The sequence below is a fragment of the Nonomuraea sp. JJY05 genome (assembly GCF_043496855.1).
Lineage (GTDB): Bacteria > Actinomycetota > Actinomycetes > Streptosporangiales > Streptosporangiaceae > Nonomuraea.
Genome location: NZ_JBIEIS010000007.1, coordinates 340967 through 367316, shown reverse-complemented (window position 1 = coordinate 367316; position 26350 = coordinate 340967). Strand labels below are relative to the sequence as shown.

30 protein-coding genes are annotated in these 26350 nt (G+C 70.1%); 21 read left to right on the top strand and 9 right to left on the bottom strand.

The window, feature by feature from the left end; translation table 11 throughout:
- Window positions 1–9 precede the first annotated feature (9 nt).
- The 10 genes from ACFKCF_RS13120 (at window position 10) to truA (ending at window position 6144) form a co-directional block, all read left to right on the top strand.
- Window positions 10–459: a DUF1707 domain-containing protein gene (locus ACFKCF_RS13120; RefSeq protein WP_394493367.1), complete on the top strand. Its 450-nt coding sequence runs from the start codon at window positions 10–12 to the stop codon at window positions 457–459.
- 103 nt (window positions 460–562) lie between these two features.
- Entirely contained in the window at window positions 563–964 is a 402-nt protein-coding gene (locus ACFKCF_RS13115; RefSeq protein ID WP_394493365.1) for a hypothetical protein, read from the top strand.
- A gap of 291 nt (window positions 965–1255) precedes the next feature.
- Window positions 1256–1477 carry a translation initiation factor IF-1 gene (gene infA / locus ACFKCF_RS13110; RefSeq protein ID WP_012887858.1) on the top strand — a complete coding sequence of 74 codons (222 nt, stop codon included), beginning with the start codon at window positions 1256–1258 and terminating at the stop codon, window positions 1475–1477.
- A 25-nt stretch (window positions 1478–1502) separates the two neighbouring features.
- Window positions 1503–1616, top strand: a complete 114-nt coding sequence (gene rpmJ / locus ACFKCF_RS13105) for a 50S ribosomal protein L36 (protein WP_003956441.1) — start codon at window positions 1503–1505, stop codon at window positions 1614–1616.
- 223 nt (window positions 1617–1839) lie between these two features.
- Window positions 1840–2220 carry a 30S ribosomal protein S13 gene (gene rpsM, locus ACFKCF_RS13100; RefSeq protein WP_125644650.1) on the top strand — a complete coding sequence of 127 codons (381 nt, stop codon included), beginning with the start codon at window positions 1840–1842 and terminating at the stop codon, window positions 2218–2220.
- 42 nt (window positions 2221–2262) lie between these two features.
- Window positions 2263–2667 (top strand): 30S ribosomal protein S11, encoded by a 405-nt coding sequence (gene rpsK, locus ACFKCF_RS13095; protein ID WP_020542285.1) that lies wholly within the window; start codon window positions 2263–2265, stop codon window positions 2665–2667.
- 23 nt (window positions 2668–2690) lie between these two features.
- On the top strand, window positions 2691–3317 hold the full coding sequence (rpsD, locus tag ACFKCF_RS13090) for a 30S ribosomal protein S4 (RefSeq protein WP_185070645.1): 627 nt from the start codon (window positions 2691–2693) through the stop codon (window positions 3315–3317).
- A 95-nt stretch (window positions 3318–3412) separates the two neighbouring features.
- Window positions 3413–4429: a DNA-directed RNA polymerase subunit alpha gene (locus ACFKCF_RS13085; RefSeq protein WP_103960866.1), complete on the top strand. Its 1017-nt coding sequence runs from the start codon at window positions 3413–3415 to the stop codon at window positions 4427–4429.
- A gap of 201 nt (window positions 4430–4630) precedes the next feature.
- A complete protein-coding gene (gene rplQ / locus ACFKCF_RS13080; RefSeq protein ID WP_394493363.1) occupies window positions 4631–5173 on the top strand; it encodes a 50S ribosomal protein L17 in 543 nt (180 codons plus the stop codon).
- Window positions 5174–5247: 74 nt separating this feature from the next.
- Window positions 5248–6144, top strand: coding sequence for a tRNA pseudouridine(38-40) synthase TruA (gene truA, locus ACFKCF_RS13075; RefSeq protein ID WP_394493362.1), 897 nt, complete (start codon window positions 5248–5250; stop codon window positions 6142–6144).
- On the opposite strand, the gene ACFKCF_RS13070 is transcribed toward truA, so the two are convergent.
- The 3 genes from ACFKCF_RS13070 to ACFKCF_RS13060 form a co-directional block, all read right to left on the bottom strand.
- Window positions 6109–8109: a hypothetical protein gene (locus tag ACFKCF_RS13070; protein WP_394493360.1), complete on the bottom strand. Its 2001-nt coding sequence runs from the start codon at window positions 8107–8109 to the stop codon at window positions 6109–6111. The two genes, truA and ACFKCF_RS13070, sit on opposite strands and share 36 nt — an antisense overlap.
- A 104-nt stretch (window positions 8110–8213) precedes the next feature.
- Window positions 8214–9491 carry a hypothetical protein gene (locus ACFKCF_RS13065; RefSeq protein ID WP_394493358.1) on the bottom strand — a complete coding sequence of 426 codons (1278 nt, stop codon included), beginning with the start codon at window positions 9489–9491 and terminating at the stop codon, window positions 8214–8216.
- 24 nt (window positions 9492–9515) lie between these two features.
- Window positions 9516–10196 (bottom strand): CAP domain-containing protein, encoded by a 681-nt coding sequence (locus ACFKCF_RS13060; RefSeq protein WP_394493357.1) that lies wholly within the window; start codon window positions 10194–10196, stop codon window positions 9516–9518.
- Window positions 10197–10582: 386 nt separating this feature from the next.
- Between ACFKCF_RS13060 and rplM the strand changes: the two genes are divergently transcribed.
- The 3 genes from rplM to glmM are packed head-to-tail and all read left to right on the top strand — an operon-like array spanning window position 10583 to window position 12928.
- On the top strand, window positions 10583–11026 hold the full coding sequence (gene rplM, locus ACFKCF_RS13055; RefSeq protein WP_185070656.1) for a 50S ribosomal protein L13: 444 nt from the start codon (window positions 10583–10585) through the stop codon (window positions 11024–11026).
- Window positions 11027–11052: 26 nt separating this feature from the next.
- Complete coding sequence (rpsI, locus tag ACFKCF_RS13050; RefSeq protein ID WP_185070658.1) at window positions 11053–11574, top strand: 30S ribosomal protein S9; 522 nt, start codon at window positions 11053–11055, stop codon at window positions 11572–11574.
- 1 nt (window position 11575) lies between these two features.
- The gene (gene glmM, locus ACFKCF_RS13045) at window positions 11576–12928 is read left to right on the top strand and encodes a phosphoglucosamine mutase (protein WP_394493355.1); all 1353 of its coding nucleotides are present in this window, start codon (window positions 11576–11578) and stop codon (window positions 12926–12928) included.
- 45 nt (window positions 12929–12973) lie between these two features.
- Here the strand turns inward: glmM and ACFKCF_RS13040 are convergent, their stop codons facing one another.
- From ACFKCF_RS13040 to coaA, 6 genes are all read right to left on the bottom strand, one after another.
- Window positions 12974–13690: an ABC transporter permease subunit gene (locus ACFKCF_RS13040; protein ID WP_394493353.1), complete on the bottom strand. Its 717-nt coding sequence runs from the start codon at window positions 13688–13690 to the stop codon at window positions 12974–12976.
- A gap of 49 nt (window positions 13691–13739) precedes the next feature.
- On the bottom strand, window positions 13740–14654 hold the full coding sequence (locus ACFKCF_RS13035) for an ABC transporter ATP-binding protein (RefSeq protein WP_394493351.1): 915 nt from the start codon (window positions 14652–14654) through the stop codon (window positions 13740–13742).
- Entirely contained in the window at window positions 14651–15508 is an 858-nt protein-coding gene (locus tag ACFKCF_RS13030; RefSeq protein ID WP_394493350.1) for an ABC transporter permease, read from the bottom strand. Before ACFKCF_RS13030 ends, ACFKCF_RS13035 begins: the two co-directional genes overlap by 4 nt.
- Window positions 15501–16409 carry an ABC transporter ATP-binding protein gene (locus ACFKCF_RS13025; protein ID WP_394493348.1) on the bottom strand — a complete coding sequence of 303 codons (909 nt, stop codon included), beginning with the start codon at window positions 16407–16409 and terminating at the stop codon, window positions 15501–15503. Before ACFKCF_RS13025 ends, ACFKCF_RS13030 begins: the two co-directional genes overlap by 8 nt.
- A gap of 40 nt (window positions 16410–16449) precedes the next feature.
- Window positions 16450–17385, bottom strand: coding sequence for a DUF389 domain-containing protein (locus ACFKCF_RS13020; protein ID WP_394493346.1), 936 nt, complete (start codon window positions 17383–17385; stop codon window positions 16450–16452).
- A 161-nt stretch (window positions 17386–17546) separates the two neighbouring features.
- Entirely contained in the window at window positions 17547–18449 is a 903-nt protein-coding gene (gene coaA / locus ACFKCF_RS13015; RefSeq protein WP_394493397.1) for a type I pantothenate kinase, read from the bottom strand.
- Between the two features lie 194 nt (window positions 18450–18643).
- On the opposite strand from coaA, the gene ACFKCF_RS13010 reads away from it, so the two are divergent.
- The 8 genes from ACFKCF_RS13010 (at window position 18644) to ACFKCF_RS12975 (ending at window position 26332) form a co-directional block, all read left to right on the top strand.
- Window positions 18644–20050, top strand: coding sequence for an alkaline phosphatase PhoX (locus ACFKCF_RS13010; RefSeq protein ID WP_394493344.1), 1407 nt, complete (start codon window positions 18644–18646; stop codon window positions 20048–20050).
- A gap of 13 nt (window positions 20051–20063) precedes the next feature.
- A complete protein-coding gene (locus ACFKCF_RS13005) occupies window positions 20064–20414 on the top strand; it encodes a holo-ACP synthase (protein ID WP_394493342.1) in 351 nt (116 codons plus the stop codon).
- 292 nt (window positions 20415–20706) lie between these two features.
- Window positions 20707–22164, top strand: coding sequence for an NAD(P)H-hydrate dehydratase (locus tag ACFKCF_RS13000; RefSeq protein ID WP_394493340.1), 1458 nt, complete (start codon window positions 20707–20709; stop codon window positions 22162–22164).
- Between the two features lie 81 nt (window positions 22165–22245).
- Window positions 22246–23379: an alanine racemase gene (gene alr / locus ACFKCF_RS12995; RefSeq protein WP_394493395.1), complete on the top strand. Its 1134-nt coding sequence runs from the start codon at window positions 22246–22248 to the stop codon at window positions 23377–23379.
- Window positions 23380–23424: 45 nt separating this feature from the next.
- Window positions 23425–24477, top strand: coding sequence for an alpha/beta fold hydrolase (locus ACFKCF_RS12990; protein ID WP_394493338.1), 1053 nt, complete (start codon window positions 23425–23427; stop codon window positions 24475–24477).
- Entirely contained in the window at window positions 24474–24932 is a 459-nt protein-coding gene (gene tsaE, locus ACFKCF_RS12985; protein ID WP_394493336.1) for a tRNA (adenosine(37)-N6)-threonylcarbamoyltransferase complex ATPase subunit type 1 TsaE, read from the top strand. The genes ACFKCF_RS12990 and tsaE overlap by 4 nt, the downstream gene beginning before the upstream one ends.
- 207 nt (window positions 24933–25139) lie before the next feature.
- Window positions 25140–25793, top strand: coding sequence for a hypothetical protein (locus tag ACFKCF_RS12980; RefSeq protein ID WP_394493334.1), 654 nt, complete (start codon window positions 25140–25142; stop codon window positions 25791–25793).
- 2 nt (window positions 25794–25795) lie between these two features.
- Window positions 25796–26332 (top strand): class F sortase, encoded by a 537-nt coding sequence (locus ACFKCF_RS12975; RefSeq protein ID WP_394493332.1) that lies wholly within the window; start codon window positions 25796–25798, stop codon window positions 26330–26332.
- Window positions 26333–26350: the final 18 nt, after the last annotated feature.

Sequence of the window (26350 nt, the reverse complement as noted above, 5' to 3'; positions counted from 1 at the left end):
GTGGGTGGGATGGCGAACAGCCCCGAGATGCGAGCCTCCGACGCCGACCGCGACCGCGTCGCCGCCATCCTTCGCGAGCACACCGCGCAGGGCCGCATCACGATGGACGAGTTCAACGAGCGGCTCGAACAGCTCTACAAGAGCAGGACGTACGGAGAGCTGGCCAAGCTGACGGTCGACCTGCCCGACGTGGACCTGCGCAACCGGCCCGCCACGGTGCCGCAGAGCCCCGCACGGCGCACCGGCATGCATCCGGGCATGCGGGCGGCCTGGGGCGCCTGGGCGTCGGCCAGCGGCATCAACTGGGTGATCTGGCTGATCGTGAGCATCACGTCCGAGCACCTGATCTATCCCTGGCCGCTGTGGGTCATGGGCCCGTGGGGCGTGATCCTGCTGATCAGCACCGTCTTCGGCGGCCCGCCGCCCAAGAAGTCCAAGAAATCCAAGAAGCACAAGTAGGGCTGTGTGCACTAGTGCACTGTGTGCATTCGTGCGCAGTACGGATATGTCTGGATTCCTAACGTGAGCTGTGTCGGGAAGCACAACTCACGGAGGAACCGAAATGCGCAAGATCCTTGCGGCCACCGCCCTCGCCGGCTCGATCGCCCTCACCGGGCTCGCCGTCGCCCCCGCCGCCCAGGCGGCCACCACCACCCAGCCGACGGTCACGTCGATCAGCAGCTGGGGCAAGTACTACTCCACCAACCACAAGGCCTACACCTACGGCAAGACCTGGAAGCAGAACGGCAAGGTCTACACCCACTGGTACGGCAAGGAGTTCACCCCCAAGAAGGGGTACGTGTGGTTCAAGTACTACTCCGGCGGCAGCTGGCACAAGTTCGTCCAGGGATGGGACGGCTCGTACCAGGCGACCTGGTCGAAGTTCGGCATCAAGAAGCTGTACACCTACACCTGCTGGGGCGGCCCGTTCAAGTACTGCGGTCCCGCGCACCGCATCTACTAGGACCTCACCCACTGGCACAGGGCCCGCCGGGATCTCTCCCTCGGCGGGCCTTCCGCTTTCCGGGAAGGTCTGAAGGCCGGTGAACGTGGGGTAGACTCGTCCGTGGTTATGTCAGGACACCTGGCACGCGTTTCGCGTTTTAGGCTCAGGTGTCGTACACTCCTTAGTCGGCTCACTATGACTTTCACGCGTCGGCGGCCTTTGCAGGTCGCCGCTCTCTTCGAAGCGTGAGGTCGCGGCTGCTTAGTGAACCGTAGCCTCAGACGATCGATCAGTGAAACGCGAGGAATCTTGGCCAAGAAAGACGGCGCCATCGAGATCGAGGGCACTGTGGTCGAGTCGCTCCCGAACGCCATGTTCCGGGTGCAGCTCGACAACGGCCATAAGGTCCTGGCCCATATCAGCGGGCGGATGCGGATGCACTACATCCGGATCCTGCCGGACGACCGGGTAGTCGTTGAACTGAGCCCCTACGACCTGAGTCGTGGGCGGATCGTCTACCGATACAAGTAAGACGTCTGAGGAATCACGAAGGACAATGAAGGTAAAGCCGAGCGTCAAGAAGATCTGCGACAAGTGCAAGGTGATCCGCCGGCACGGTCGCGTCATGGTGATCTGCGACAACCTGCGCCACAAGCAGCGCCAGGGTTAGTCGCCGCAAGGCTCCTCCGAGTCCGCCCCGATTGAGGGAGCGGGCTCGACGTATGAGGAGCCTGAGTCAGTAATCGCGTCCCACACTTGAGCAGGCGGGCCCTTTTCGAAAGGTCCGAACCACTCGGGAGACCCCCGGTCGGAGGCCGGGGCCCTCACCCCGGGCATTGGGGAGGGGTAGTGCGGCGCAAGACCTCCGCCACAAAGAAGGAGAATGCCCGACCATGGCTCGCCTGGTTGGCGTCGACCTCCCCCGCGAGAAGCGGCTGGAGATCGCTCTCACCTACATCTACGGAATCGGCCGCACCCGCGCCCAGGAGATCCTCCAGGCCACCGGTGTCAGCGGCGACCTGCGCGTGCACCAGCTCTCCGACACCGAGCTCGTCCCGATGCGTGACTACATCGAGGCGAACTTCAAGATCGAGGGTGACCTGCGCCGCGAGGTCCAGGCCGACATTCGTCGCAAGATCGAAATCGGTTGCTACCAGGGCATCCGGCACCGCAAGGGCCTGCCCGTCCACGGTCAGCGCACGCAGACCAACGCGCGCACCCGCAAGGGCAAGAAGAAGACCGTGGCCGGTAAGAAGAAGCCCGGTAAGAAGTAGTCCACAGCCGCGGACCGAAGACCTCAGGAGTAATGGCAAACAATGCCTCCTAAGAGCCGTCAGGGCGCCCCGAAGAAGGTGCGCCGCAAGGAAAAGAAGAACGTCGCTCACGGGCACGCCCACATCAAGAGCACGTTCAACAACACGATCGTCTCGATCACGGACCCCAACGGGAACGTGATCTCCTGGGCCAGCGCCGGCCACGTGGGTTTCAAGGGCTCCCGTAAGTCCACCCCGTTCGCCGCTCAGATGGCCGCGGAAAACGCCGCTCGCCGCGCCATGGAGCACGGCATGCGCAAGGTGGACGTCTTCGTCAAGGGTCCCGGCTCCGGCCGTGAGACCGCGATCCGCTCGCTCCAGGCCACCGGCCTCGAGGTGGGTTCGATCCAGGACGTCACCCCGGTCCCGCACAACGGTTGCCGGCCGCCGAAGCGCCGCCGCGTCTGAACAAGCCCAGGAGATATTGAGAAATGGCTCGTTACACGGGCGCCGACTGCAAGCTCTGCCGTCGCGAGAAGACCAAGCTCTTCCTCAAGGGCAGCAAGTGCGAGTCTGCCAAGTGCCCCATCGAGATCCGTCCTTACCCGCCGGGTGAGCACGGCCGCGGACGTCCCAAGGAGTCCGAGTACCAGCTTCAGCTTCGTGAGAAGCAGAAGACCCGCCGCATCTACGGCGTCCTCGAGAAGCAGTTCCACAACTACTACGAGGAAGCCACGCGCAAGACCGGCAAGACCGGTGAGGCGCTGCTCCAGATCCTGGAGAGCCGTCTCGACAACGTCGTCTACCGCGCCGGGTTCGCCCAGTCGCGCGACGCCGCCCGCCAGCAGGTGCGCCACGGCCACATCCTGGTGAACGGCAAGAAGGTCGACATCCCGTCCTACCGCATTCGCGAGCACGACATCATCGAGGTCCGCGAGAACAAGCGCAACCTTCTGCCCTACGAGGTCGCCCGGGCGACCGCGGGCGAGCGCACCGTTCCCGCGTGGCTCGGCGTCGTGCCCGAGAAGCTCCGCGTCCTGGTTCACCAGCTGCCGGTTCGCCAGCAGATCGACACCCAGGTCCAGGAGCAGCTCATCGTCGAGTACTACTCGAAGTGAGCCTGAGTTGAGGTGCGGGTCTCCGCACCTCAACTACGCTGTTTATCGGAGTGGCGTCATATGGCGGGCGCCACACGAAAAAGGGGAGACCCCACATGCTGATCGCTCAGCGCCCGACTCTTCTCGAAGAGTCGATCGACGACACCCGGTCCCGGTTCGTCATCGAGCCGCTGGAGCCGGGCTTCGGCTACACCATCGGCAACTCGCTCCGCCGCACGCTGCTGTCGTCCATTCCGGGCGCGGCCGTGACGAGCATCCGGATCGAGGGCGTCCTGCACGAGTTCTCGACCGTTCCCGGGGTCAAGGAAGACGTCACCGACATCATCCTCAACCTCAAGGAGCTGGTCGTCTCCTCGGAGCACGACGAGCCGGTCGTGATGTACCTGCGCAAGCAGGGCCCGGGTGAGGTCACCGCCGCCGACATCGCGCCGCCGGCCGGTGTCGAGGTGCACAACCCCGAGCTGCGCATCGCCACGCTCAACGGCAAGGCGAAGCTGGAGATGGAGCTGACCGTCGAGCGCGGTCGCGGCTACGTCTCCGCCGCCCAGAACAAGCAGCCGGGCCAGGAGATCGGTCGCATTCCGATCGACTCGATCTACTCCCCGGTGCTCAAGGTCACCTACAAGGTCGAGGCGACCCGAGTCGAGCAGCGCACCGACTTCGATCGTCTCATCCTCGACGTCGAGACCAAGCCGGCCATGAAGCCCCGCGACGCGGTGGCCTCCGCCGGTAAGACCCTCGTCGAGCTCTTCGGCCTGGCCCGCGAGCTCAACGTCGAGGCCGAGGGCATCGACATCGGCCCGTCGCCGACCGACGCCGCCCTGGCCGCCGACCTGGCGCTGCCGATCGAGGAGCTCAACCTCACCGTTCGCTCCTACAACTGCCTCAAGCGCGAGGGCATCCACACCGTGGGTGAGCTCGTCGCGCGCAGCGAGCAGGACCTGCTGGACATCCGCAACTTCGGCGCCAAGTCGATCGAAGAGGTCAAGCAGAAGCTGCACGAGATGTCGCTGGCGCTCAAGGACTCCCCGCCCGGGTTCGACCCGAGCGCGGTGGCCGGCGGCGGCTACGACGACGACGACAGCGCTTACGTCGAGACCGAGCAGTACTGACACTTCCGCGGTCCCCGCGCGTCCCTCGTGGAGGCGCGGGGGACGATGGCCTTCCGGAGCCTTCTGGAGGCCGGACGTCTTCGGGCGGGCTCAGGCCCGCACGGGGGACGCGGGTGAACGTAACGGCGTCGCGCGGACGCGGCGCCGGCCCGACTCCGGTACCTGGTACGGCCGGGGCGGGTTAACCACAAGGAGAGAGAAATGCCCAAGCCCACCAAGGGTGCACGTCTTGGCGGCAGCCCGGCGCACGAGCGGCTGATCCTGGCCAACCTGGCCACCGATCTGTTCCGCCACGGCAAGATCCGCACGACGGTCGCCAAGGCCAAGCGCCTGCGCCCGGTGGCGGAGCGCCTGATCACCAAGGCGAAGAAGGGCGACATCCACAACCGTCGCCAGGTCCTGACCGTCGTCAAGGACAAGGGCGTCGTGCACCACCTCTTCACCGAGATCGCGACGACGTTCGCCGAGCGTCCCGGTGGCTACACCCGGATCACCAAGGTCGGTCCGCGTAAGGGCGACAACGCCCCGATGGCGGTCATCGAGCTGGTGACCGAGCCGCTGAACGGCGTCACGACCCGCCGCACCGAGGCCCCGGCCGCCGCCGCGGCTCCGGCGCCCGCCGCGGAGGAGACCGAGGCTCCCAAGGCCGAGGAGAGCGAGGCCCCCGAGGCCGCCGCCGCTGAGGCTCCCGCCGCTGAGGAGGCCCCGGCCGCCGAGGCAGAGGCGAAGAAGGACGAGGCCTGATCTTTCAGGTCGGACGAGACGGGCCCGGACCCCCTGCGGGGTGCGGGCCCGTTTTCAGTTGAAGGAGGATCATCGTGGTACGGCTCCGCCTCGACCTCGCGTACGACGGGACCGACTTCTCCGGATGGGCCAGGCAGCCGGGACGCCGGACCGTCCAGGGCGAGATCGAGCAGGCGCTCGGCAGGATCCTGCGCCTCGGCGAGCCCGCGATGCTGACCGTGGCCGGCCGTACCGACGCCGGCGTGCACGCGCGCGGCCAGGTGGCCCACGTGGACGTGCCCGACGAGTCGCCGGCCGAGCTCGACGGCAACAGAGGGCCCCTGGACGTCCACGAGCGGCTCGCTGCGCTTGTCAGGCGCCTGGGTGGCATCCTGCCCCCGGATGTACGGGTTCATCGGGTCTGCGTGGCTCCTGAGGGCTTCGACGCGCGTTTCTCGGCGATGTTCCGGCGGTACGCGTACCGGGTGAGCGACCGGGCGGGCGGTGTCGACCCGCTGCGGCGGCGCGAGGTGGTCTGGCACAACAGGTCGCTGGACGTCGGCGCGCTCAACGCGGCGGCGGCGCGGCTGCTCGGGGAGCACGACTTCGCGGCGTTCTGCAAGAAGCGCGAGGGCGCCACCACGATCAGGGAGCTGCAGCGGCTGGACTGGACGCGCGAGCCCGACGGGGTGCTGGTGGCGACCGTCGTGGCGGACGCGTTCTGCCACTCGATGGTGCGGGCGCTGGTCGGCTCGCTGCTGGCGGCCGGTGACGGCAGCCGGCCTGTGGAGTGGCCCGGCCAGGTGCTGGCGCGGGCCGTACGGGACTCGGGGGTGCACGTCGCGCCCGCGCACGGGCTGTGCCTGGAGGAGGTGGGCTACCCGGCGGAGCCGGAGCTCGCCGCGCGGGCTCGGGCCACGCGGCGAGTGCGCACCGCCGCCCTCCAGCGGACGCCGTCAGCCCTTGGTGACGCGGCGCTCGAGGACGAGTGAGACCTGGTCCCGGAACGCCCCGCTGACCTTCGGCAGCGTCTTCTCCTTGGACTCCGGGGTGTGGCCGTCGGCGTAGGTGGCGTAGCTGAAGACGATGTAGCGGCCCCACACCAGGCCGGCCGCGTAGCCGCCGGCGATGTTCACGCGCTCGCCGCCCGAGCCGTCGGAGCCGGGAAGCGGGCGGAACCAGACGTTGCGTGAGAGGTTCTTGGACTGGTCGGCGATGATGGCCGCGTCCTTGTCGGGCAGGACCGCTATGCCCGTGGTGACCGCGTAGCGGCGCTTGCTGTCGACGTAGGTGGCTCTGAGCACGCGGCTGCACTTCTGCTCTTTCAGCGCGTCCGCGAACTCCCCTGTGGCGGCCTTGTCGCAGCTCGTCTCGACCGCCGCCTTGACCCTGGTGAACGTGGTGCCCGCCGCGGTGACCTTCTTCTTCGGGAACGCCTCCGAGAGCGACAGCTTCTGCGGGTCGGTCTGCTCGGAGTTGAGGATGGACGTGCCGTCGGGCGCGTCGGAGGGCGCGCTCGCGGCGGGCGCCTCGGAGCTGGGCTCGCCTGACGCGCTGGGCCGGGCGGCGGCCGTGGTGGGCCTGGGGGAGGTGACCGCCTGGTAGGCGAAGAAGCCGCCGGTCGCCACCCCCGCCAGGGCCAGCGCGCCCAGCGTGACGAGCAGGGCCCGCTTGCTCTTGCCGGGTGGGGCGGGCGGCGGGGGCGGGGTCTGGAACGGGGGCTGTTTGAACGCTCCAGGCGGGAACGCCGGGCTGCCGCCCTGGGGCCGGCTGAGCGGGGCGGTGGGCTTCTGTCCCCAGGTGTCCCTGGGGAACGGGAGATCGGGCAGCTTGGCCTCGGATGCTGGGACAGGGGGCCAGACGGGCACGTCGCCGGGCTCGGGCGTACGGGCCGACGGGCCGGCCGGATCGGACAGTGAGAGCGGCGGGGTGCCGCGTTCGGCGGGACTCGGGCCGAAGGAGGGGACCACCGGATCGGTGACGGCCTCCTCGGGTGGTGCGATCGGGGCCGGCAGGAAGCCGTCCGGTGGGGTGTCCTGGTCGGCGATGGACGCAGGCTGGGCCCTGACCACCTCCGCCTGCTGGGCGGCCTCCCTGCGGGCCGCCTCCGGGTCGAAGTAGTGGGCCGGGCGGGTGACGCCCTCCGGCTGGGTGGCGTTGGGGTCGAAGGGGGCGCCCGGCTCGTCGTTGTCGGGCTCGGCGACCAGCTCGCCCGTGGCGGCGGGCCAGGGCGGCATGGCGTGCGGGTCGCCGGGGGGCGCGGGCCACACCGGCATGCCGGCCGCGGCGGCGGTGAACGCCGGTGGCGGCTCCCACGACGGGCCGCCGGGCTCCGGCTCGTCCCAGGGGCGGATGGCGCGCACCTGCTCGGCTCGCATCTGCTCGCCCAGCGTGGGTCGCGACCGGCCGATGAGCGTCTGGTCGGGGTCCTCCGCCTCGGCGGCCGCGTGAGGCGGCCGCAGGCCGCCCGGCCGGGTGGGCTCGGACTCGTCTTCGAACCAGTCGTACGGCGCGGCGTCGTCGCCCGCCACCTCCCACGGCTGGACGCCGGGCGGCTCGTCGGGGCCGGGGGAGTCGGGCGGCCCCCCGAAGACGGGAACGGCGGGCCGCGTCCCGGGCTCGGGCGGCGGCCCTCCGAGGATGGGAACGGCGGGCCGCGTCCCGGGGTCGGGCGGCCCTCCGAGGATGGGGACGGAGGGCCGCGTCTCGGAGTCGGGCGGCTCCCGGAGGACGGGAACGGCGTCGCCCGCCTCGCCCGGCGGGGCGGGCGGCACGTCGTCGGCAGCGCCGTGCGACGCGTCGTCGGAGGAGCCGCGCACCTCCTCGTCGGCGGGGGCGAACGCCGGTGGTACGTCTCGCCCGCTGGTCTGGCCGAAGCTCGGCGGTGGCGTCGCTGGTGCGGCCGATCCGTCGGCTTCCCTGCGATCGTGCTCAGACCCGGGTTCCTGGCCACGCATAGGGCGAGCCTAGCGAGAGTAGCGAGATCGTTATGTCGGTATGAGCGTTCCCAGCGGGATCCGGCATCCCGTTTGGGGGCTTATCAAATAAGAAGCCGGATTCGCTACAGGGGGCTTCCGGTGACCGAACGGTGGTCCAGAGCCTTGAAGACCGTCGCCTTGGTGATGTCGCCGATGGCGGCGAAGATCTGCTTGGAGCCCTTCTTGTCCGGCTTCGTGCCGTCCTTGTTCTGGAACCAGACCATGATCGCGTAGTGGCCGTGCGTCCAGATCTTGGCGCCGCCCGCGCCCGAGCCGAGCTGCTTGGTGACACTGTCCTTGCCCGCCAGCGGCTTCACGTAGTTGGCCGTGCTGCCGGCCTTGGCCACCTTGGACGCCCACTTGCTGGTCTTGAGGTTGGCCACGCCGACCGTGCCGATGATCTTGCCGGCCTTGTCGCGGAAGCTGGCGCGTACGAGCTGGTTGCACTTGCCGGCCTTGAGCGCCTTCTTCAAGGCGTCGCCCAGGGCGCCGTCAGCGCACTTCTTGTCCTTGCTGGTGATCGTCATCTCGTACGACCGGCCCGAGACCGTGAACTTCTTCGTCTTGCCGAAGATCTCCTTGACCGTGATCGGGTCGGGGTCGGTGGAGCGTTCGGCCGCGAAGCCGTACTTGCCGGGCGGGGCCGTGGCGAGCGGCGGCGCGGTCATGCGGGTGTTGGCGGTTTGGGCCGTGACGGGCTTGTCGGCGTTCCACATCATCGCGAGGCCGCCGCCGAGTAGGCCGAGCACCGCCAGACCGCCGAGGGCGAACCACAGCGGGGCGCGCGAGCTCGGGCCCTCGTCGTACGGGCTCCAGCCGACCCTGCTCTGCGGCGCCCTGTCGGAGCTCTGGGGCGTGCTGTCGGACTTGCTCTCCTTGTCGGAGTCGTCGGCGGCGCGTTCCTTGCGGCCGCGGCGGCCGCGGCGCGGAGTGTCGTCGCCGTCGCCGGGAACATCCGGACCGTTCGGGCCGTCAGGGCCGCCGGGCCCTCCGGGACCACCAGGACCACCAAGCCCGCCGGGGCCGTCCGGTCCGCCGAAGAAGCCGGGCCCGCCGGAGCCGGGCCCACCAGGGCCGCCGGGTCCGTTCGGGCCACCGGGGCCGCCAGGACCGCCGGGCCCCCCAGGACCGTTCAGGCCGCCGGGGCCCCCAGGACCGCCGGGACCCCCAGGACCGCCGGGACCGCCAGGGCCGTTGGGGGGGCCGAAGAAGCCGGGCCCGCCGGGACCGCCAGGGCCGCCGGGACCATCGGGGCCGTCCGGACCGCCGGGACCGCTTGGAGCGCGGCGTCTGCCCGCAGGCTGGAAGACACTCCCCATGCCATAGGGGGCGCTGTTTTCACGTCCTTCGGGAAAAGCCATGCGGCGAGATTACCGTGATGCGCGTCATCGGGTTCCGAAGTCCTGGGTCCACCAAGGCCCGTCGGGGCCGGAAGCGACGCCCACTCCGATGGCCTTCAGGCCGCAGTCGAGGATGTTCTTGCGGTGGACGGGACTGTCGAGCCAGCCGCGTACCGCCTCGTCGGGGGTGCTGTAGCCGGCGCCGATGTTCTCGGCGGCGCCCCAGCGGTATCCCGCCCGCTCCATCCGGTCCCACGGCGACGAGCCGTCGGGGGAGGTGTGCGCGAGTTGCCCGCTCTGGGCCATCTCCAGCGAGTGCGTACGCGCGGAGCTGGAGAGACCGGCGTCCACCCGGAGCGCCGTGCAGCCGTGGCGGGATCTGGCGGAGTTGGTCAGCGAGACGACCTTCGCCGCCAGTCCGGGCATGATCTGCACGCCGCCGCTGCCGTCGCTGAGCATCGCCGGGTTGTCCTGGGTGTTGAAACCGGCGATCTGGCCGTCGGGCGTCCTGGTGGCCTTGGGGGTGGCCCGGTCGCGAGGCAGCGCCTTGGTCGTGATCTCCCTGGGGATCATCTCGACCTGCTGCTGCGCCTTCCTGGCCGTCGTCGGCGCGGGGTTGGCGGTGGCCGCCGCGGGCGGGGCGGTCTCGTTGAGGTAGACGTGGGGGGTCGGCTCGGCGTCGTCGGTGAGCCGGCCGAGCAGCACCCCCGTGAAGAGCACGGTCATGAGGCAGGCCAGCACCCCCAGGTGATTCCGGCGTCGAGCGCCCCGCTGGGTTGGCCGGGAGTGAGAGTTCTGCCACATACCGCCGCTAACGATAGGGATGTCTGGTCCTGGGAAAGAAGAGGTCCCAGGGAAACGAAACCGAACCGTTCTGCGTTCGGGTAGACTCGCCCAGGGCTACTGGTCGTTTTGACCTGCGCGCCTTTGGGCGAGTAGCTTAGGTTCGTTGTGTGCATAGGTCCCGCGTGACCAATGCGCGGCGCGTCCGGCGTCATCTCCCGTGATGAGGAGACGGAAGGTCCGGGCCGTCGTGTGCCCGCACCGACCGACCAAATGTAGCTGTCGCATCCGACAGCGCCGAAGACGCGAGCATAAAGAAGGCTACGACCGTGCGCACGTACTCACCGAAGCCCGCCGACGTCCAGCGTCAGTGGTACGTCATCGACGCGACCGATGTCGTGCTGGGCCGGCTGGCCAGCCACGTCGCGACCCTGCTCCGCGGCAAGCACAAGCCGATCTTCGCTCCCCACGTCGACACCGGTGACTTCGTCATCGTGATCAACGCGGACAAGATCGCGCTCAGTGGCAACAAGCTTGAGCAGAAGAAGGCTTACCGCCACTCGGGCTACCCGGGCGGTCTGCGTTCCGTCAGCTATGGCGAGCTCATGGAGAAGCGGCCGGACAAGGCCGTCGAGAAGGCCGTCAAGGGCATGCTTCCGAAGAACTCCCTCGGCCGGAAGATGGCGAAGAAGCTGAAGGTCTACGCGGGTTCGGAGCACCCGCACCAGGCCCAGCAGCCGGTGCCGTTCCAGATCACCCAGATCGCCCAGTAGTAGTTCGAAAGAGTTAGAGGAGAACCGTGGCTGAGCCCACCGGTGTCGAGACGGCCGTCGAGGCCGAGCTGGAGGAATTCTCCGGCGAGGACTTCCCGTCCGAGTACACCACCGAGTCCGCCGCCAGCGCCGACGCGCCCGTGCGCAAGCCCGTCACCACGGGCAACTCGTACGGCACCGGCCGCCGCAAGGAGGCGATCGCCCGCGTGCGCATCGTCCCCGGCACCGGCAAGTGGACGATCAACGGTCGTTCGCTGGACGTCTACTTCCCGAACAAGGTCCACCAGCAGATCGTCAACGAGCCCTTCGTGGTGCTCGGCGCCGAGGAGGCGTTCGACGTCATCGCGCGCATCGACGGCGGCGGCGTGACCGGCCAGGCCGGCGCGCTGCGCATGGGTCTGTCCCGCGCCCTGGCGATCCTGGACGTCGAGGTCAACCGGCCGCCGCTGAAGAAGGCCGGCTTCCTCACCCGTGACGCCCGCGCCACGGAGCGGAAGAAGTACGGCCTCAAGAAGGCCCGCAAGGCTCCGCAGTACAGCAAGCGCTAAATTGGCGCGCCTTTTCGGCACCGACGGGGTACGTGGGGTCGCCGGTCGCGACCTCACGGCGCAGCTCGCCATGGACCTTTCGGTCGCGGCGGCTCACGTCCTCGGCGATGCGGGCGCGTTCGCCGCTGCCGGCCGCAAGAGCAGGCCGGTGGCGGTCGTGGGCCGGGACCCCCGCGCCTCGGGAGAATTTCTCGAGGCCGCGGTGGTCGCCGGCCTCGCGGCGTCCGGTGTGGACGTGCTGCGCCTCGGCGTACTGCCCACCCCGGCCGTCGCCCACCTCACCGCCGCGCTCGGCGCCGACCTCGGCGTCATGCTGTCGGCCTCGCACAACCCGGCGCCGGACAACGGCATCAAGTTCCTGGCCCGCGGCGGCTTCAAGCTGTCCGACGCGGTCGAGGACGAGATCGAGCGGCGGCTGGGCGAGGACTGGAGCTTCCCCGTCGGCTCGGCCGTCGGCCGGGTGCGGGAAGCCTACGGTGAGGCCAACCGGTACGTCTCCCACCTGCTGACCACGATGAAGGCCGCGCTCGACGGGCTGAACATCGTGGTCGACTGCGCTCACGGCGCCGCCCACATGGTGGCCCCGGAGGCGCTGGTGCGGGCGGGCGCCAGGGTCGAGGCCATCGGCGCCAGGCCCGACGGCCTCAACATCAACGCCGGCCACGGCTCCACCCACCTGGACAAGCTCGCGCAGGTGGTCGTGTCGCGCGGGGCGGACCTGGGCGTGGCCTACGACGGCGACGCCGACCGCTGCCTGGCGATCGACCACACGGGCGAGATCGTCGACGGCGATCACATCATGGCCATCCTCGCCGCCGCCATGCACGGCGAGGGCCTGCTGGCCAAGGACACCGTGGTGGCGACCGTGATGTCCAACCTGGGTTTCAAGCTGGCCATGCGCGAGGCGGGCATCACCGTGGTGGAGACCGCGGTCGGCGACCGCTACGTGCTGGAGCGGATGAAGTCCGACGGCTACAACCTGGGCGGGGAGCAGTCGGGCCACGTCATCATGCTCGACCACGCCACCACCGGCGACGGCCTGCTCACCTCGCTCCACCTGCTGGGCGTGGTGGCCAAGTCGGGTGTGCCGCTGAAGGAGCTGGCCGCGGTGATGACGCCGCTGCCGCAGATCCTGATCAACGTCAAGGACGTGGACAAGGGCAAGGCCGCCGCCCCCGAGCTGCTGGCCGCCGTCGCCGAGGCGGAGGCCGAGCTGGGGGAGACGGGCCGCGTCCTGATCAGGCCGAGCGGCACCGAGCCGATGATCCGGGTCATGGTCGAGGCCGCGTCGGAGGAGCACGCCACCCAGGTGGCGGACCGGCTCGCCGGCGTGGTGCGCACGGCCTGCGTCTGAGCGACTGTTCGAACGGCCCGCGGGGTGATCCCGCGGGCCGTTCGTTCATTCGTCCCCGGTGAGCGAGAAGACCCGCAGCCGCTGCCCCGCCCAGAAGACGCCGACCACCGTGACGACGATCAGGGCCGGCGCGGCGAAGCTCAGGGCGACGTCCGCCTGCACGAAGGCCGAGTCGGAGATCTGCTTGGCTATCGTCTGGCCCCACTGCTGGATCGAGAACTTGCGGGCGCCCTGGATGAAGTTGCCCACCACGCTCTCCCAGACGAGGGCGTAGATGATGCCGATCGTGACCGCGTGCCGGGTGACGACGCCCAGCAGGAGGAAGACGGCGGCGTACGCGATGCCGGCCACCAGCGCTCCCAGGGCGAAGCCCGGGGCGATGCCGTCCTCGTTGCCGGCCAGGATCCAGGCCGCCACATAAGTGGGCACGGCGCCGAACAGGGCCATCAGCGAGGCCGCCACCAGGAACTTCGTCCGGATGATGACCGGGCGGGAGATCGGCTTGGACATCAGGTGGATGATCGTGCCGTCGTCGATCTCCGGGGCGATGACGCCCGTGCCGGCGATCAGGCCCAGCAGGGGGAGCATGGTGCTGATGGCGAACTGCTGCATCAGTTCCACGGCCGCGCCCTGGTCGCCTCCGCCGAGCACGCGGAAGAGCACGGCCAGCCCGATCAGGGCGAGCGGCAGCAGCAGGAGCAGGATGATCCGCCGCCGCCCGAGCAAAGCGCGGTAAGTGATACCAGCAACGACTGTGTTCATGGCCTCACTCCGTTCGGCGGCTCGGTCGCTGAAGTCCGTCGCGGATTCATCAGGTGCTCCTGGTGATGAGGTAGGAGAAGACGCTCTCCAGGTCCTCGTCCGCCGGGGAGACCTGGTGCAGGTGTACGCCCTCCGCCTGGGCAACCCGGGGCAGGAGCCAGGCGAAGCGGCGGAACTCGGCGGCCTGGACCTCCAGGCCGTCGGGACGGAGGGTGATGCCGCCCGTCGATTGGTCGCGGATGAGAGCGGCGGCGAGCTTCCTGTCGTCGCTCGAACGGATCACGAACAGGTGGGGCCGGTCGGTCATCAGGCGCCGGATCTCGCGGAAGTTGCCCGACGCCGCGTGCCGGCCCGCCACCAGGACCTCGATGTGCTGGGCGACCCGTTCGACCTCCTCCAGGATGTGGGAGCTGAACAGGATCGTCTTGCCCGCCGTGCCCATGGTGCGGATCAGGTCCATGAGGTGCAGGCGCTGGCGGGGGTCCATGCCGTTGAACGGCTCGTCGAGCAGGAGCACGGGCGGGTCGTGGACGAGCGCCGCGGCCACCTTGACGCGCTGGCGCATGCCCTTGGAGTACGTCTCCACGCGCCGGTCCTTGGGCTCCTCCATCTCGACCGTGGCCAGGGCCTTGCGGGCCGCCTCGACCGGGTCGCCCAGCCCGTGGAGGCGGGCGGCCGAGAGGACGAACTGCCACCCGGTGAGGAAGCCATAGACGCCCTCCCGTTCCGGGACTAGGCCGATATTTCGGTAAATATGGTGGTTCTTCCAGACCTGCTGGCCGTCCAGCGTCACCGAGCCGCCGGAGGGCGCCAGGAAGCCCGCCATCATGTGCAGGAGTGTGGACTTGCCCGCCCCGTTGGGGCCGAGCAGGCCCGTGACGCCGGGGCCGATCGTCATGGTGACGTCGTTGACCGCCACCACGTTGCCGTACCAGCGGGAAACCTGAGACAGCTCGATCTTCACCGCGAGGCCGCCTTCCTGTAACGCAGCGCGAGGGCGCCCAGGGCGAGCGCCACCAGCACCACGAGGAGCGCGGCCGAGGCGGGGCCGCTCGGGTAGTCCCCGTCGGGGATGTGCGGCGGGGTGCCGAACAGCCAGGACTGTACGGAGTCCACCAGCCAGAACGGGTTGGCCAGCCAGGCCCAGGAGGCCGCGGCCTCGTGGCCCGAGGCGGACAGGGACGCGTACATCAACGGCACCGACGCCGACGACAGCAGGTAGACGGCGATCACGGAGGCCACCCCGAGCCCGCGCCGCGGCGTGAACGAGGCCAGCGCCAGCCCGAACGACGACAGCAGCACGGCCAGCACCAGCGCCATGAGGACGGAGCCGAGGTACTCGCCGGTGGCCGGCGGCCCGGGCATGTCCACCACCAGCTCGCCGGCGTAGATCAACGTCAGGGGCGCCGCCACCAGCAGGAAGAGCGCCGCGGTCATCGCTGTGACCTTGGCGCCCACGTACTCGGCGACCGAGACGGGACGCGACAGGTAGAGCGGCAGCACGCGGTAGCGCAGGTCGGGCGCGACCGCGGTGGGCGCCTGCGCGGCCAGGAAGACCGCGACGACGGCCTGCATGATGACGGCGAAGCCGCTGTGGGGGAGGATGCGCTGCTTGGCCAGGGCCATCGTCGCGACGGCCACGATGGCCGGCAGGAGCATGATGACGAAGAGGGAGAACGGCATGATCTTGCTGCGGGCCGTGCGCCCGAGGCCGAAGATGCCGCGCAGGCTGTGGACGGTCAGCGCCCGGGTCGCGTAGGCGCGGCCGAGCCGGGGCCCGTCGTAGTGGCGGTAGCCGATGTCGTAGATCTCAGACACCCGCCACCTCCTCCCTGAAGACGTCCTCGATGCGGTGACGTCCCTGTTCGAGGCGGATGAGGCAGAGGTCCAGCTCGACGGCGGCGTCCCGGATCGCGTCGTACGTCTCGGGCCCGAGGACCTTGACCACCAGCAGGCGGCCCTGCTGCGAGACCGTCTGGCCGGCCTCGGTCAGCCGGGCGGCCAGCGGCTCCAGCCCCTCCTCGACCTCGACCGTGACGGTCTGCGTGGCCTGGGTGAACTCGCCGATCGCGGACGAGCGCAGCAGCCGCCCGGAGTCGATGACGATCACGTGGTCGCAGATGCGCTCCAGCTCGCCCAGCAGGTGGGAGGTGACCAGCACGCTGATGCCGAACTCGGTGCCGATGCGCCTGATCAGCGTCAGCATCTCGTCGCGGCCGCGCGGGTCGAGGCCGTTGGTGGGCTCGTCCAGGAAGATCAGCTTGGGGTCGTGCACGAGGGCCTGGGCCAGCTTGACGCGCTGCTTCATGCCCGTGGAGTAGCCTCCGACGGCACGGTAGCGCTCTTCGGCCAGGCCCACGTGGCGCAGCACGTCGGCGGCGCGCTCGCGGGCGGCGGTGCGCGGCAGGCCGGACATCTGTGCGAGGTGGACGACCAGCTCGGTGGCGGAGACGTCGGGCGGGAGGCATTCGTGCTCGGGCATGTAACCGACGAGCCGGCGGATCTCGGCGCCCTGCGCGGTCACGTCCAGATCGAGCACCTTGGCCGCGCCGCCGGTGGGCGGCAGCAGGCCGAGCAGGATCTTGATCAGCGTCGACTTGCCCGCGCCGTTCGCCCCCACCAGACCGGTGACGCCGGGCCCCACGGTGACCGTGAGCTGGTCGACCGCGGTGACGGTGGGGAAGCGTTTGGTCAGCCCCTCGGTGGCGAGGATGTGCATGTGCCCGACCGTACCCGGCGGGCCGGGGCCGCCGCCTCGTTCAGACGGATGAACGCCGTCCTACTTGAGGCCAGAATTTCCGCTGGACCAGCAGCGTGGCCGTGCCCGCGATGATCATGCCGAGGATGTTGACCGCGAGCTGCGAGACCGAGCCGGAGACCTCCTTCCAGTCGCCCAGCGCCAGCGCGACGGCCACGTAGCCGGCCGCGGGCACGGTGGTGACCGAGATGAAGACGCCGACCAGGGCCGACGACTTGCCCGCCGTGACCGACAGCACCCCGGCCGCGCCCGCGAGCAGCGCCACGATGAACGACCACCGGTCCGGCTTGACGATGAACTGGACCTCCTCGTTCCGGATGAGATGGCCGGCGTCGATCCAGCCGAGCCAGTTCGAGACGAGCGCGCAGGCGAAGGTGATCGCGATCGCCACCGCGAACCCGACGACCAGCGTCTTCAGCGACGCGATGATTAGGTGCCACCTGCCGCGCAGCAGGCCGAAGCAGATGGCCGCGATCGCGCCGAACTCCGGCCCGAGCACCATCGCGCCGACGATCAGGATGGGGGAGTTCTGCAGGATGCCGATGCCCGCGAGCTGCGTGGCGATGGCCAGGAAGGCCAGGTACGCCCACGTCATGCGGGAGTCGGCGTGCACCCTGTGCGCGAGCTCCTCCCACACCACGGCGTCGTCGGGCTCGCCGGGCGCCTCCTCGACCGCGTCGGTCGCGACCCTGGACAGCGACAGATCCACCTGCTCGATGGCGATGGAGCCCTCGGTCTCCAGCCACTTGAGCTTGTTCAGCACCTCGTTGGCCGACTCGCGCGCCGCGTCGCAGAGGATCACGTCGCCCGCCGGCTCGCGGGCCGCGCCCGGCAGGACGACGATGTTGGTGACGCCCGGGCAGTCCTCCAACACCGCCGTCGCCTCGTCGGTCCGCGCGGCCGGGCTGATCAGTCGCAGATGTAGCACAGAGGCCATTGTCGTCTATTGGACGTTGATGGCGTTTTGACATATGTGCATGAGGCTGACGCGCATGATCCGATACCGATGTCACGACCATGGTGAGGAGTGCTGGTTCGCCGCGGTGGACGACCAGGAGTGCGGGGGCAGGTTCGCCCGTTACCTGTTCGAGGAGGTGTTCAGGTCTGGCGGAGCCGTACCCGCCGTACCGAGTGGTCGGCGCCCTTCTTGAGCACGAGGTCGGCGCGGCCCCTCGTGGGGGCGATGTTCTCGACGAGGTTGCGCTCGTTGATGTCGCGCCAGACGTTGACCGCGAAGGTCGTGGCCTCGTCGTACGAGAGCTCCGCGATGTGGCGGAAGTATGACTTCGGGTCCTCGAAGGCGGTGCGGCGGAGTTTGTGGAAGCGGTCGACGTACCAGGTGCGGATGTCCTCGACCTTGGCGTCCACGTAGATGGAGAAGTCGAAGTAGTCGTTGACGGCGAGGGACGTGGGCGGGGCCGGCTGGAGGACGTTGAGCCCCTCAATGATCAAGATATCCGGACTTTTCACGACTTGGCGTGCGTCGGGGACGATGTCGTACTCCAGATGGCTGTAGATCGGCGCGCGCACCTCCGCCGCCCCGGCCTTCACCTCCGCCACGAACCTGACCAGCGCCCTGCGGTCATAGCTCTCCGGGAAGCCCTTGCGGTGCATGATCCCCTTGGCCTCCAGCACCGCGTTCGGGTAGAGGAAGCTGTCGGTGGTGATCAGCTCCACGTGCGGGTGCTCGGGCCAGCGGGCCAGCAGGGTGTGCAGGAGCCGCGCCGTCGTCGACTTGCCGACCGCGACGCTGCCCGCGATGCCCAGGATGTACGGGACGCGCTGCTCGGGATGCCCCAGGAACGCGCTCAGCACGCTGCTGCGCTCTTTGGACCCGGTGAAGTGCAGGTTCAGCAGCCGGGTCAGGGGGAGGTAGATGTCGGTGACTTCAGTGAGATCGATGGGGTCGTCGACGCCGCGAAGCTCTTCCAGCTCGTCTGCGGTGAGAGTCAAGGGCGTGTTCTTGCGGAGCTCGCTCCACTGCTCCCTGCTCAGTTCCACGTAGCCGTTGTTCACCTAGGCAGCGTAGCGATGAGCGGCAAACCGGATCATGGCCGGGTGCGCGCAGCGAGATCCACAGGCTGTGGACAAAGACGTGGGATTACCGAGACTCAGTTCGGGGAATGAAGATCCGTCTTGCCGAACCACGCGTATGAACATGTGTCGGCGGCTACTGTGCAGGGCTGGGAGGTCTCATGGACCGTCGTCGCTTCATCACGAACGTGATCGCCGTCGCGGGTCCCTTCGCCGGGGTCGCGTGCGCGGGAGCGCAAGGAGGCGCGAAGCCCGCGCAGGGGGGTTACGGGCGGCTGAGGCCCGTGCCCGACCTGCGTGACGGGAAGGTGCGGCTGCACCTGCCCGAGGGGTTCAAATATCGCTCGTTCAGCGCCGCCGGCGAGAAGTTCAGCGACGGGTCGGCCGTGCCGGGCAGGCACGACGGCATGGCGGCGTTCTCCGGCCCCAAGGACAGCGCGATCCTGATCCGCAACCACGAGGTCAACGGCCCCGTCGGCGCGTTCGGCGACAAGGCCAAGGCGTACGACCCGATGGCCGGGGGCGGCACCTCCACGCTGCGCGTCACGCGCTACGGAGAGGTGATCCAGGCCGCCCCCTCGCTCAACGGCACCATGATGAACTGCTCGGGTGGCCCCATGGCATGGCGGGCCTGGGTGAGCTGCGAGGAGACGGTCAACGGCCCCGACGTGGCCGACGACTTCTCCGGCGGCGACAACTCCAAGCTCACGCGCAAGCACGGCTACATCTTCGAGGTGCCGGTCAACCGCGCCGCCACCGCCAGGCCGATCAAGTCGGCCGGCCGGTTCCCGCACGAGTCGGTGGCGTTCGACCCCTCGACGGGCGCGCTCTACATGACCGAGGACAACTTCTCCTTCCCCTCAGGCTTCTACCGGTACCTGCCGCCGAAGCACCCCGTCCAGGCCGGACGGCTGCTCGACGGCGGGCGGCTGCAGATGCTGGCCGTCAAGGGCGCCAAGCGCAAGGACCTGTCCGTGGGGCAGCAGCCCGGGGCCGCGTACCAGACCGTCTGGATGGACATCGAGGACCCCGACCCGACCTTCACCGGCAGGCCCGCCTACGACGACGCCGTCCAGGCCGTGGGCACGCAGGGGCGCGAGGCGGGCGCCGCCGTCTTCTCCCGGCTGGAGGGGGCCGTCTTCCACCAGGGGGTCGTGTACTTCGTCTCCACCCAGGGAGGGGCCACCGCGCCCGGCGACACGCCGCCCTCCGGGTTCGGCAAGGGGCGGGGGCAGGTGTGGGCGTACGAGACGTGGAGCGGGCGGCTCAGGCTCGCCTACGAGTCGCCGCGCTCGTCGGTGCTCGACCTGCCCGACAACGTGACGGCCAGCCGGCGCGGCACGCTCGTGCTGTGCGAGGACGGCGACGGCGACAACTACCTGCGCGGGCTCACGAAATCGGGGGAGGTCTTCGATTTCTGCCGCCTGGAGCCGATCCCCGACGACGCCGGGGCGGAGTTCGCGGGCTCGACGTTCGGGCCCGGCGGCCACACCCTGTACGTCAACGTCCAGGCGAAACAGGGCAGGTCATTCGCTATCTGGGGTCCGTGGGAGCGCGGGCTGTTCTGAGTACGCTGGGGTGATGATCCTTGGCATCGGCGTTGACGTCGTGGACATCGACCGCTTCGAGGCGGCGCTGGAGCGCACGCCTCAGCTCAAGGAGCGGCTGTTCACCGAGACCGAGATAGAGCTGCCGGTGCGGTCGCTGGCCGCCAGGTTCGCCGCCAAGGAGGCGGTGGCCAAGGCGCTCGGCGCGCCCAGGGGGCTGGCCCACCTGGAGGCCGAGGTGCGCCGCGACGAGCGCGGCAAGCCCGAGCTGCGGATCACCGGCAAGGCCGCGGAGGTCGCCTACGACCTCGGGGTCAAGCGCTGGCACGTCTCGCTCAGCCATGACGCGGGCGTGGCCGTGGCCTATGTGATCGCGGAGGGATAGCTTCTGAGGTCATGAACGCGAGGGAGTGCCGTCGCCTGGAGGAGTGGCGGGAGCGAAGCGACCAGAGCGGGGGAAGGCGGCGGCGTATGGCGACCGAGCGCGCCTCACGGAGTGAGGCTATGAACACCGCGAGGGAGTGCCGTCGCCTGGAGGAGTGGCGGGAGCGAAGCGACCAGAGCGGGGGAAGGCGGCGGCGTATGGCGACCGAGCGCGCCTCACGGAGTGAGGCCATGAACACCGCGAGGGAGTGCCGGCGGCATATGGCGACCGAGCAGCCGAACGAAGTGAGGCCATGAACACTGCCTACACCGCAGACCAGATCCGGGGTGCCGAGCACGAGCTGATGGCGCGGCTGCCCGAGGGCACGCTCATGCAGCGGGCCGCCACCGGGCTCGCCGCCGTCTGCGCCGACCTGCTGGGCAGGGTCTACGGCAGGCGCGTCGTGCTCCTCGTCGGCAGCGGCGACAACGGCGGGGACGCGCTCTACGCGGGCGAGCGGCTGGCCAGGCGCGGGGCGTGGGTGGGCGCCGTCCTGGCCGGGTCCAAGACGCACGAGGCCGGGCTCGCCGCCCTCAGGCAGGCAGGCGGGCGGGTCGTCGAGCGTGACGTCCTGGAGCGCGCGGACCTGATCATCGACGGGCTCGTCGGGATCGGGGCCTCAGGGGCGCTGCGGGAGCCGTACCGGGCGCTCGTCGAGGAGGCCAACGCGGCCCGCGGGCCGGTCGTCGCGGTGGACGTGCCGAGCGGCGTGGACGCGAGCAGCGGCCGGGTGGAGGGCGCGGCGGTGCGGGCCCGGGTGACCGTGACCATGGGGGCGTACAAGACGGGCCTGCTCGTCGATCCCGGCGCCGGGCACGCGGGCAGGGTCGAGCTGGTGGACATCGGGCTCGGGGCCTACCTGCCCGATCCCGACGTCGCGGCGCTGAGCGGCGGCGACGTGGACCTCCTGCTGCCGCGGCCGGGCAACGAGTCCGACAAGTACCGCAGGGGCGTGCTGGGCGTCGCCGCGGGGAGCGACCTGTTCACCGGCGCCGCCGTGCTGGCCGTGGGCGGCGCGTTGCGGGCGGGGGCCGGCATGGTGCGGTACGCGGGCCCCGGCGCGCCGGTCGCGCAGGTGCGCGCGCACTGGCCGGAGGCCGTGGTCACCGAGCTGGACCGGCCCTCCATCGAGGACGTGGGCCGGGTGCAGGCGTGGGTGCTCGGGCCGGGTCTGGGCACCGGCGAGTGGGCACACGAGGTGGCCGCCCAGGTGCTGGCGTCCAACGTGCCCGTGCTGATCGACGCCGACGCGCTGACGCTGGTGGCCCGGGACCGCGGGCTGCTGCGGCGGCAGGCGCCCGTCCTGATCACGCCGCACGCCGGAGAGCTGGCGCGGCTCATCCGCGCCGACCGGGATGCCATCGAGGCCGCCCGGCTGGAGCACGTCCGCCGGGCCTCGGCCGAGCTGGGCGTGACCGTGCTGCTCAAGGGCTCCACGACGGTGGTGGCCGAGGAGTCGCGGCCGGTCAGGGTGAACGTCACGGGCACGTCCTGGCTGGCCACCGGGGGGACCGGCGACGTGCTGGCGGGGATCGCCGGGGCGCTGCTCGCCCAGGGGCTGAGCTGCTACGACGCGGCGTCCTGCGGGGCGTTCCTGCACGGGCTCGCCGGGCGGCGGGCCGCCGACGGCGCGCCTCTGACCGCGGCCGACGTGGCCGCGGCGGTGCCGGCGACCATCCGCGCGGTGACCGGCGAGGGCCGCTCGTCGTAGGGGCGGCGGGTCGTCGGGCGGGGGCGGAAATCGCGCTCGACCACCCGCGTGAGCTGCCACACTGGAAGGATGTACTCCTCGATGGCCACACCGGCGCAGGCGCGGGTCGATCTGGCCGCGATCAGGCACAACGTGGCCCTGCTCAAGGAGCGGGCCGGCGGCGCGGAGCTGATGGGCGCCGTCAAGGCCGACGCGTACGGGCACGGCCTGGTGCCGGCGTCCGAGGCCGTGATCGAGGGAGGGGCCAGCCGGCTGGGCACGGCGTTCGTCCGGGAGGCGCTCGAGCTGCGCGCGGGCGGGGTGACCGCGCCGATCCTGTCGTGGCTCATCACCCCGGGCGAGCCCCTGGACGAGGCCCTCGACCAGGACATCGAGCTGTCGGCCTCCGACGCCGGGCTGCTCGGCGAGATCGAGGCCGCCGCCCGCCGCACGGGGCGCACGGCCAGGCTGCACCTGGAGGCCGACACCGGCATGAGCAGGGGCGGCTCGCCGCTGGCCGCCTGGCAGGGGCTGCTCGACGGGGCGCTGAAGCTCCAGGCCGAGGGCGTCGTCGAGATCGTCGGGCTCTGGTCCCACTTCGCCTGCGCCGACATCCCCGGCCACCCGTCGATCGAGCAGCAGCAGGAGGCGTACAGGACGGCGCTGGAGCTGGCCGAGCGGGCCGGCGCGGCAGGCTCCCACGTGATCAGGCACCTCGCCAACTCCGCGGCCACCGTGACGCTCCCTGAGGCCCGCTACGACCTGGTCAGGCCCGGCATCGCGATGTACGGCCTCAGCCCCGTCCCCGAGCTGGGCGACTTCGGGCTCAGGCCGGCGATGACGCTCGTGGCGCAGGCCGGGCTGGTCAAGCGGGTTCCGGAGGGCTCGGGCGTGTCATACGCTCACCTGTACGTCACCGACCGCGAGACCACGCTCGGTCTCGTGCCGCTCGGATACGCCGACGGGATCCTCAGGCACGCGACGGGGCGGGCCGAGGTGCTGGCCGGCGGGCGGCGCAGGCTGATCGCGGGCCGGGTGTGCATGGACCAGTTCATGATCGACATGGGCGACGACCCCCTGTCGGCGGGCGACGAGGTCGTGCTGTTCGGGCCCGGTGACGGGGGCGAGCCGACCGTTCAGGAGTGGGCGGATAATCTCGGCACGATCACGCATGAGATCGTGACCAGGATCGGGTCGCGCGTGCCGCGGGTCTACGAGCACAGGCGCTCGGAGTGACGACGGGCACTTCGCGTCGGGCATGAGCGGAGAAGGATCGGGGAGATGACGACGACAACACGGCGCAGGGTAGGCATCGCCGGCGCGCTCGTCGGTGCGGCTTCCGCCGGCGTCGCGGCGGCGGCGCTGGCCAAGCGGTACGCGGTCGGCCGGATCAGGTTGCGCCCCGACGCCGAGGCCAGCGAGCCGTTCGGCGAGCTGCGGGGCAGGGAGCGCACGCTCATCACCTCGGACGGGAAAGCGTTGCACGTCGAGATCGACGGGCCCGAAGACGCCGAGCTGACCGTTGTCTTCTGCCACGGCTACTGCCTCAACCTGGAGTCCTGGCACTACCAGCGCAAGGACCTGCGCGAAAACTACCGCATGGTGCTGTGGGACCAGCGCTCGCACGGGCGTTCGCAGCGCGCGGGCTCCGACGACAGCACGATCGACCGGCTGGGCGCCGACCTCGCCGAGGTGATCGAGCGGTTCGTGCCGGGCCCGTGCGTGCTGGTCGGCCACTCCATGGGCGGCATGACGATCATGGCGCTGGCCGACAGCCACCCCGAGCTCTTCGCCGACAAGATCCGCGGCGTGGCGCTCATCGCGACCTCGGCGGGCAAGCTGGCCGAGCTCACGCTGGGGCTGCCCGCGATGGTGTCCAAGGTGGTGCACAAGATCGCCCCGTCCACGGTCTCGATCCTGGGCAAGGGCGGCGCCCTGGTCGACCGCACCCGCAGCGCGGGCAGCGACATCGCGTTCCTGATGACCCGCTACATGGGCTTCGGCGACTCCAAGAACGTCAGCCCGACCGTGGTCGACTTCGCCGAGTCGATGATCAGGGCCACACCGACCGAGGTGGTGGCCGACTTCTACCCGGCGCTGATGAACCACGACAAGCTCTCCGCGCTCGACGTCCTCGACCCGGTGCCCACCGCGATCATGGTGGGTGAGCGCGACTGGCTCACCCCGCCCGAGCACAGCAAGGCCATCGCCGCCGCGCTGCCCAAGGCGCAGCTCACCGAGGTGCCCGACACGTCCCACCTCATCCAGCTGGAGCGGCCGGGCGCCGTCAACGACGCGCTGCGCGACCTGATCAAGAGGGTGGAGATGCAGTGAGGCTCGCGACCGCCGAGGACATGCGCGCGTACGGCGCCCGCCTGGCCGGGCTGCTGCACGCCGGAGACCTGCTCGTCCTGTCGGGCGCGCTCGGCGCCGGCAAGACCACGCTCGTGCAGGGCATCGCCGAAGGGCTCAAAGTACGCGGCCCGATCACCTCGCCCACGTTCGTGATCGCCCGGGTGCATCCCTCGCTGCGCCAGGGGCCGCCGCTCGTGCACGTGGACGCCTACCGGCTCGGCGGCGACCTGGAGGTCGACGACCTCGACCTGGACGCCTCGCTGGAAGACTCCGTCACCGTCGTGGAGTGGGGCGAGGGGTTGGTCGAGGGGCTGGCCGACGACCGGCTGGAGATCCACATCGACCGCGAGGCGGGCGAGGAGGCCCGCATTGTCACCCTGCGCGGAGTGGGTCCGAGATGGGCCGACACGCCGTCTGAGCCGCTGGAAGGCTAAAACAGCCGTCAATTTTCGGCAATACTGGCACCCTTGACGTACCAGGCCAAAGACATAAATCATGATCGTTGGTCAGGGATTGGCCCAGATTTTCTGGGTATCAGGAGGGGCGACATCCATATTTCTGATGGATGCTGGGTGGTACGACGGCGGAGTGGGGTGCGGCCGGTGCTCAGGGTCAGGCGAGTCGCGTATGCGGGTGCCATCGTGATGGTCGGTCTGACCGGCTGCACGGCCTCCGCCGAGACAAATCCAACAGGCACAGCCACGCCCACCCCCACAGCCAGCGGCACCGCCGCTCCGAGCGCCACCGCCCCGAGCGCCACCGCCACGGGCAGCCCGCGGCCCACGACCACCAGGCAGACCATCTCGGTCCAGCTCAACCCCGACCGCGTCACCGCGGGCGAGACCTCCAAGGTGTGGATCCTGGCCAACTGCCCCGTGCCGACCGGCGGCCCGGCGCACACCGGCACCGGGACCTCGCGCGCATTCGTGAACGGGGTCGTGCTCAACCCCGTTGCCGGGGCCACGGCGACCCCCACCGCGACCGCCACGCCCGCCAACGGCTCGCCCTGGGTGCGTGGCGAGGCGCAGGTCTCGGGAACGGTCCGACGCGGCTCCTACCGGGTCGACGTCAAGTGCGACGGCACCAACGACCTGGGCCGGGCCACCCTCAGGGTCGCCGCGGCCGAGGCCGTGCCCTCCACCGTGCCGAGCAAGGCGCCCAAGGCCGGCGGCGGCGGCACGTACGGGATGGACGCGAGCGACGACTCCTCGATCCCGATCGGTCCCGCGGGTGTGCTGGTCGGCCTCGCCCTGGTCGCGGGCATCGGCTTCGCGGTCAAGCGCCGCAAGGCGTAGCGATGGCCCGCCCTGGACGGGTGGTGCTCGCCGGCGCCGCCACGGGCCTGCTGCTGGTCGCGTTCGGCAAGGGCATGCAGACCGGCTCCACGCCCACCGCGTCGATCGTGCCCGAGAGCATCGACATCCCCTCGATCGACGTCGACGCGCCGCTCATGAAGCTCGGGTTGTCCAAGGACGGCGAGGTCGAGCTGCCCCCGTACGAGAAGCCGAAGGTCGCCGGCTGGTACTCCGGCAGCGCCGTGCCCGGCGAGAAGGGCGCCTCGGTGATCATCGGCCACGTCGACACCAAGACGGCCCCCGCCGTGTTCTACAAGCTCAGGCAGTTACGCAAGGGCGAGACCGTCAAGGTCGAGCGCAGCGACGGCAAGGTCGTGAGCTTCAAGGTCGACCACATCGAGCAGGTGCACAAGGACAGCTTCCCCACCAGGCGCGTGTACCTGGAGGACGGCCTCAAGCTGGTCACCTGCGGCGGCAAGTTCGACTACGCCAAGGGCGAATACCTGGACAACATCATCGTGTACGCCTCACGCGCCTGAAAAACGGTTTGCGGTCCC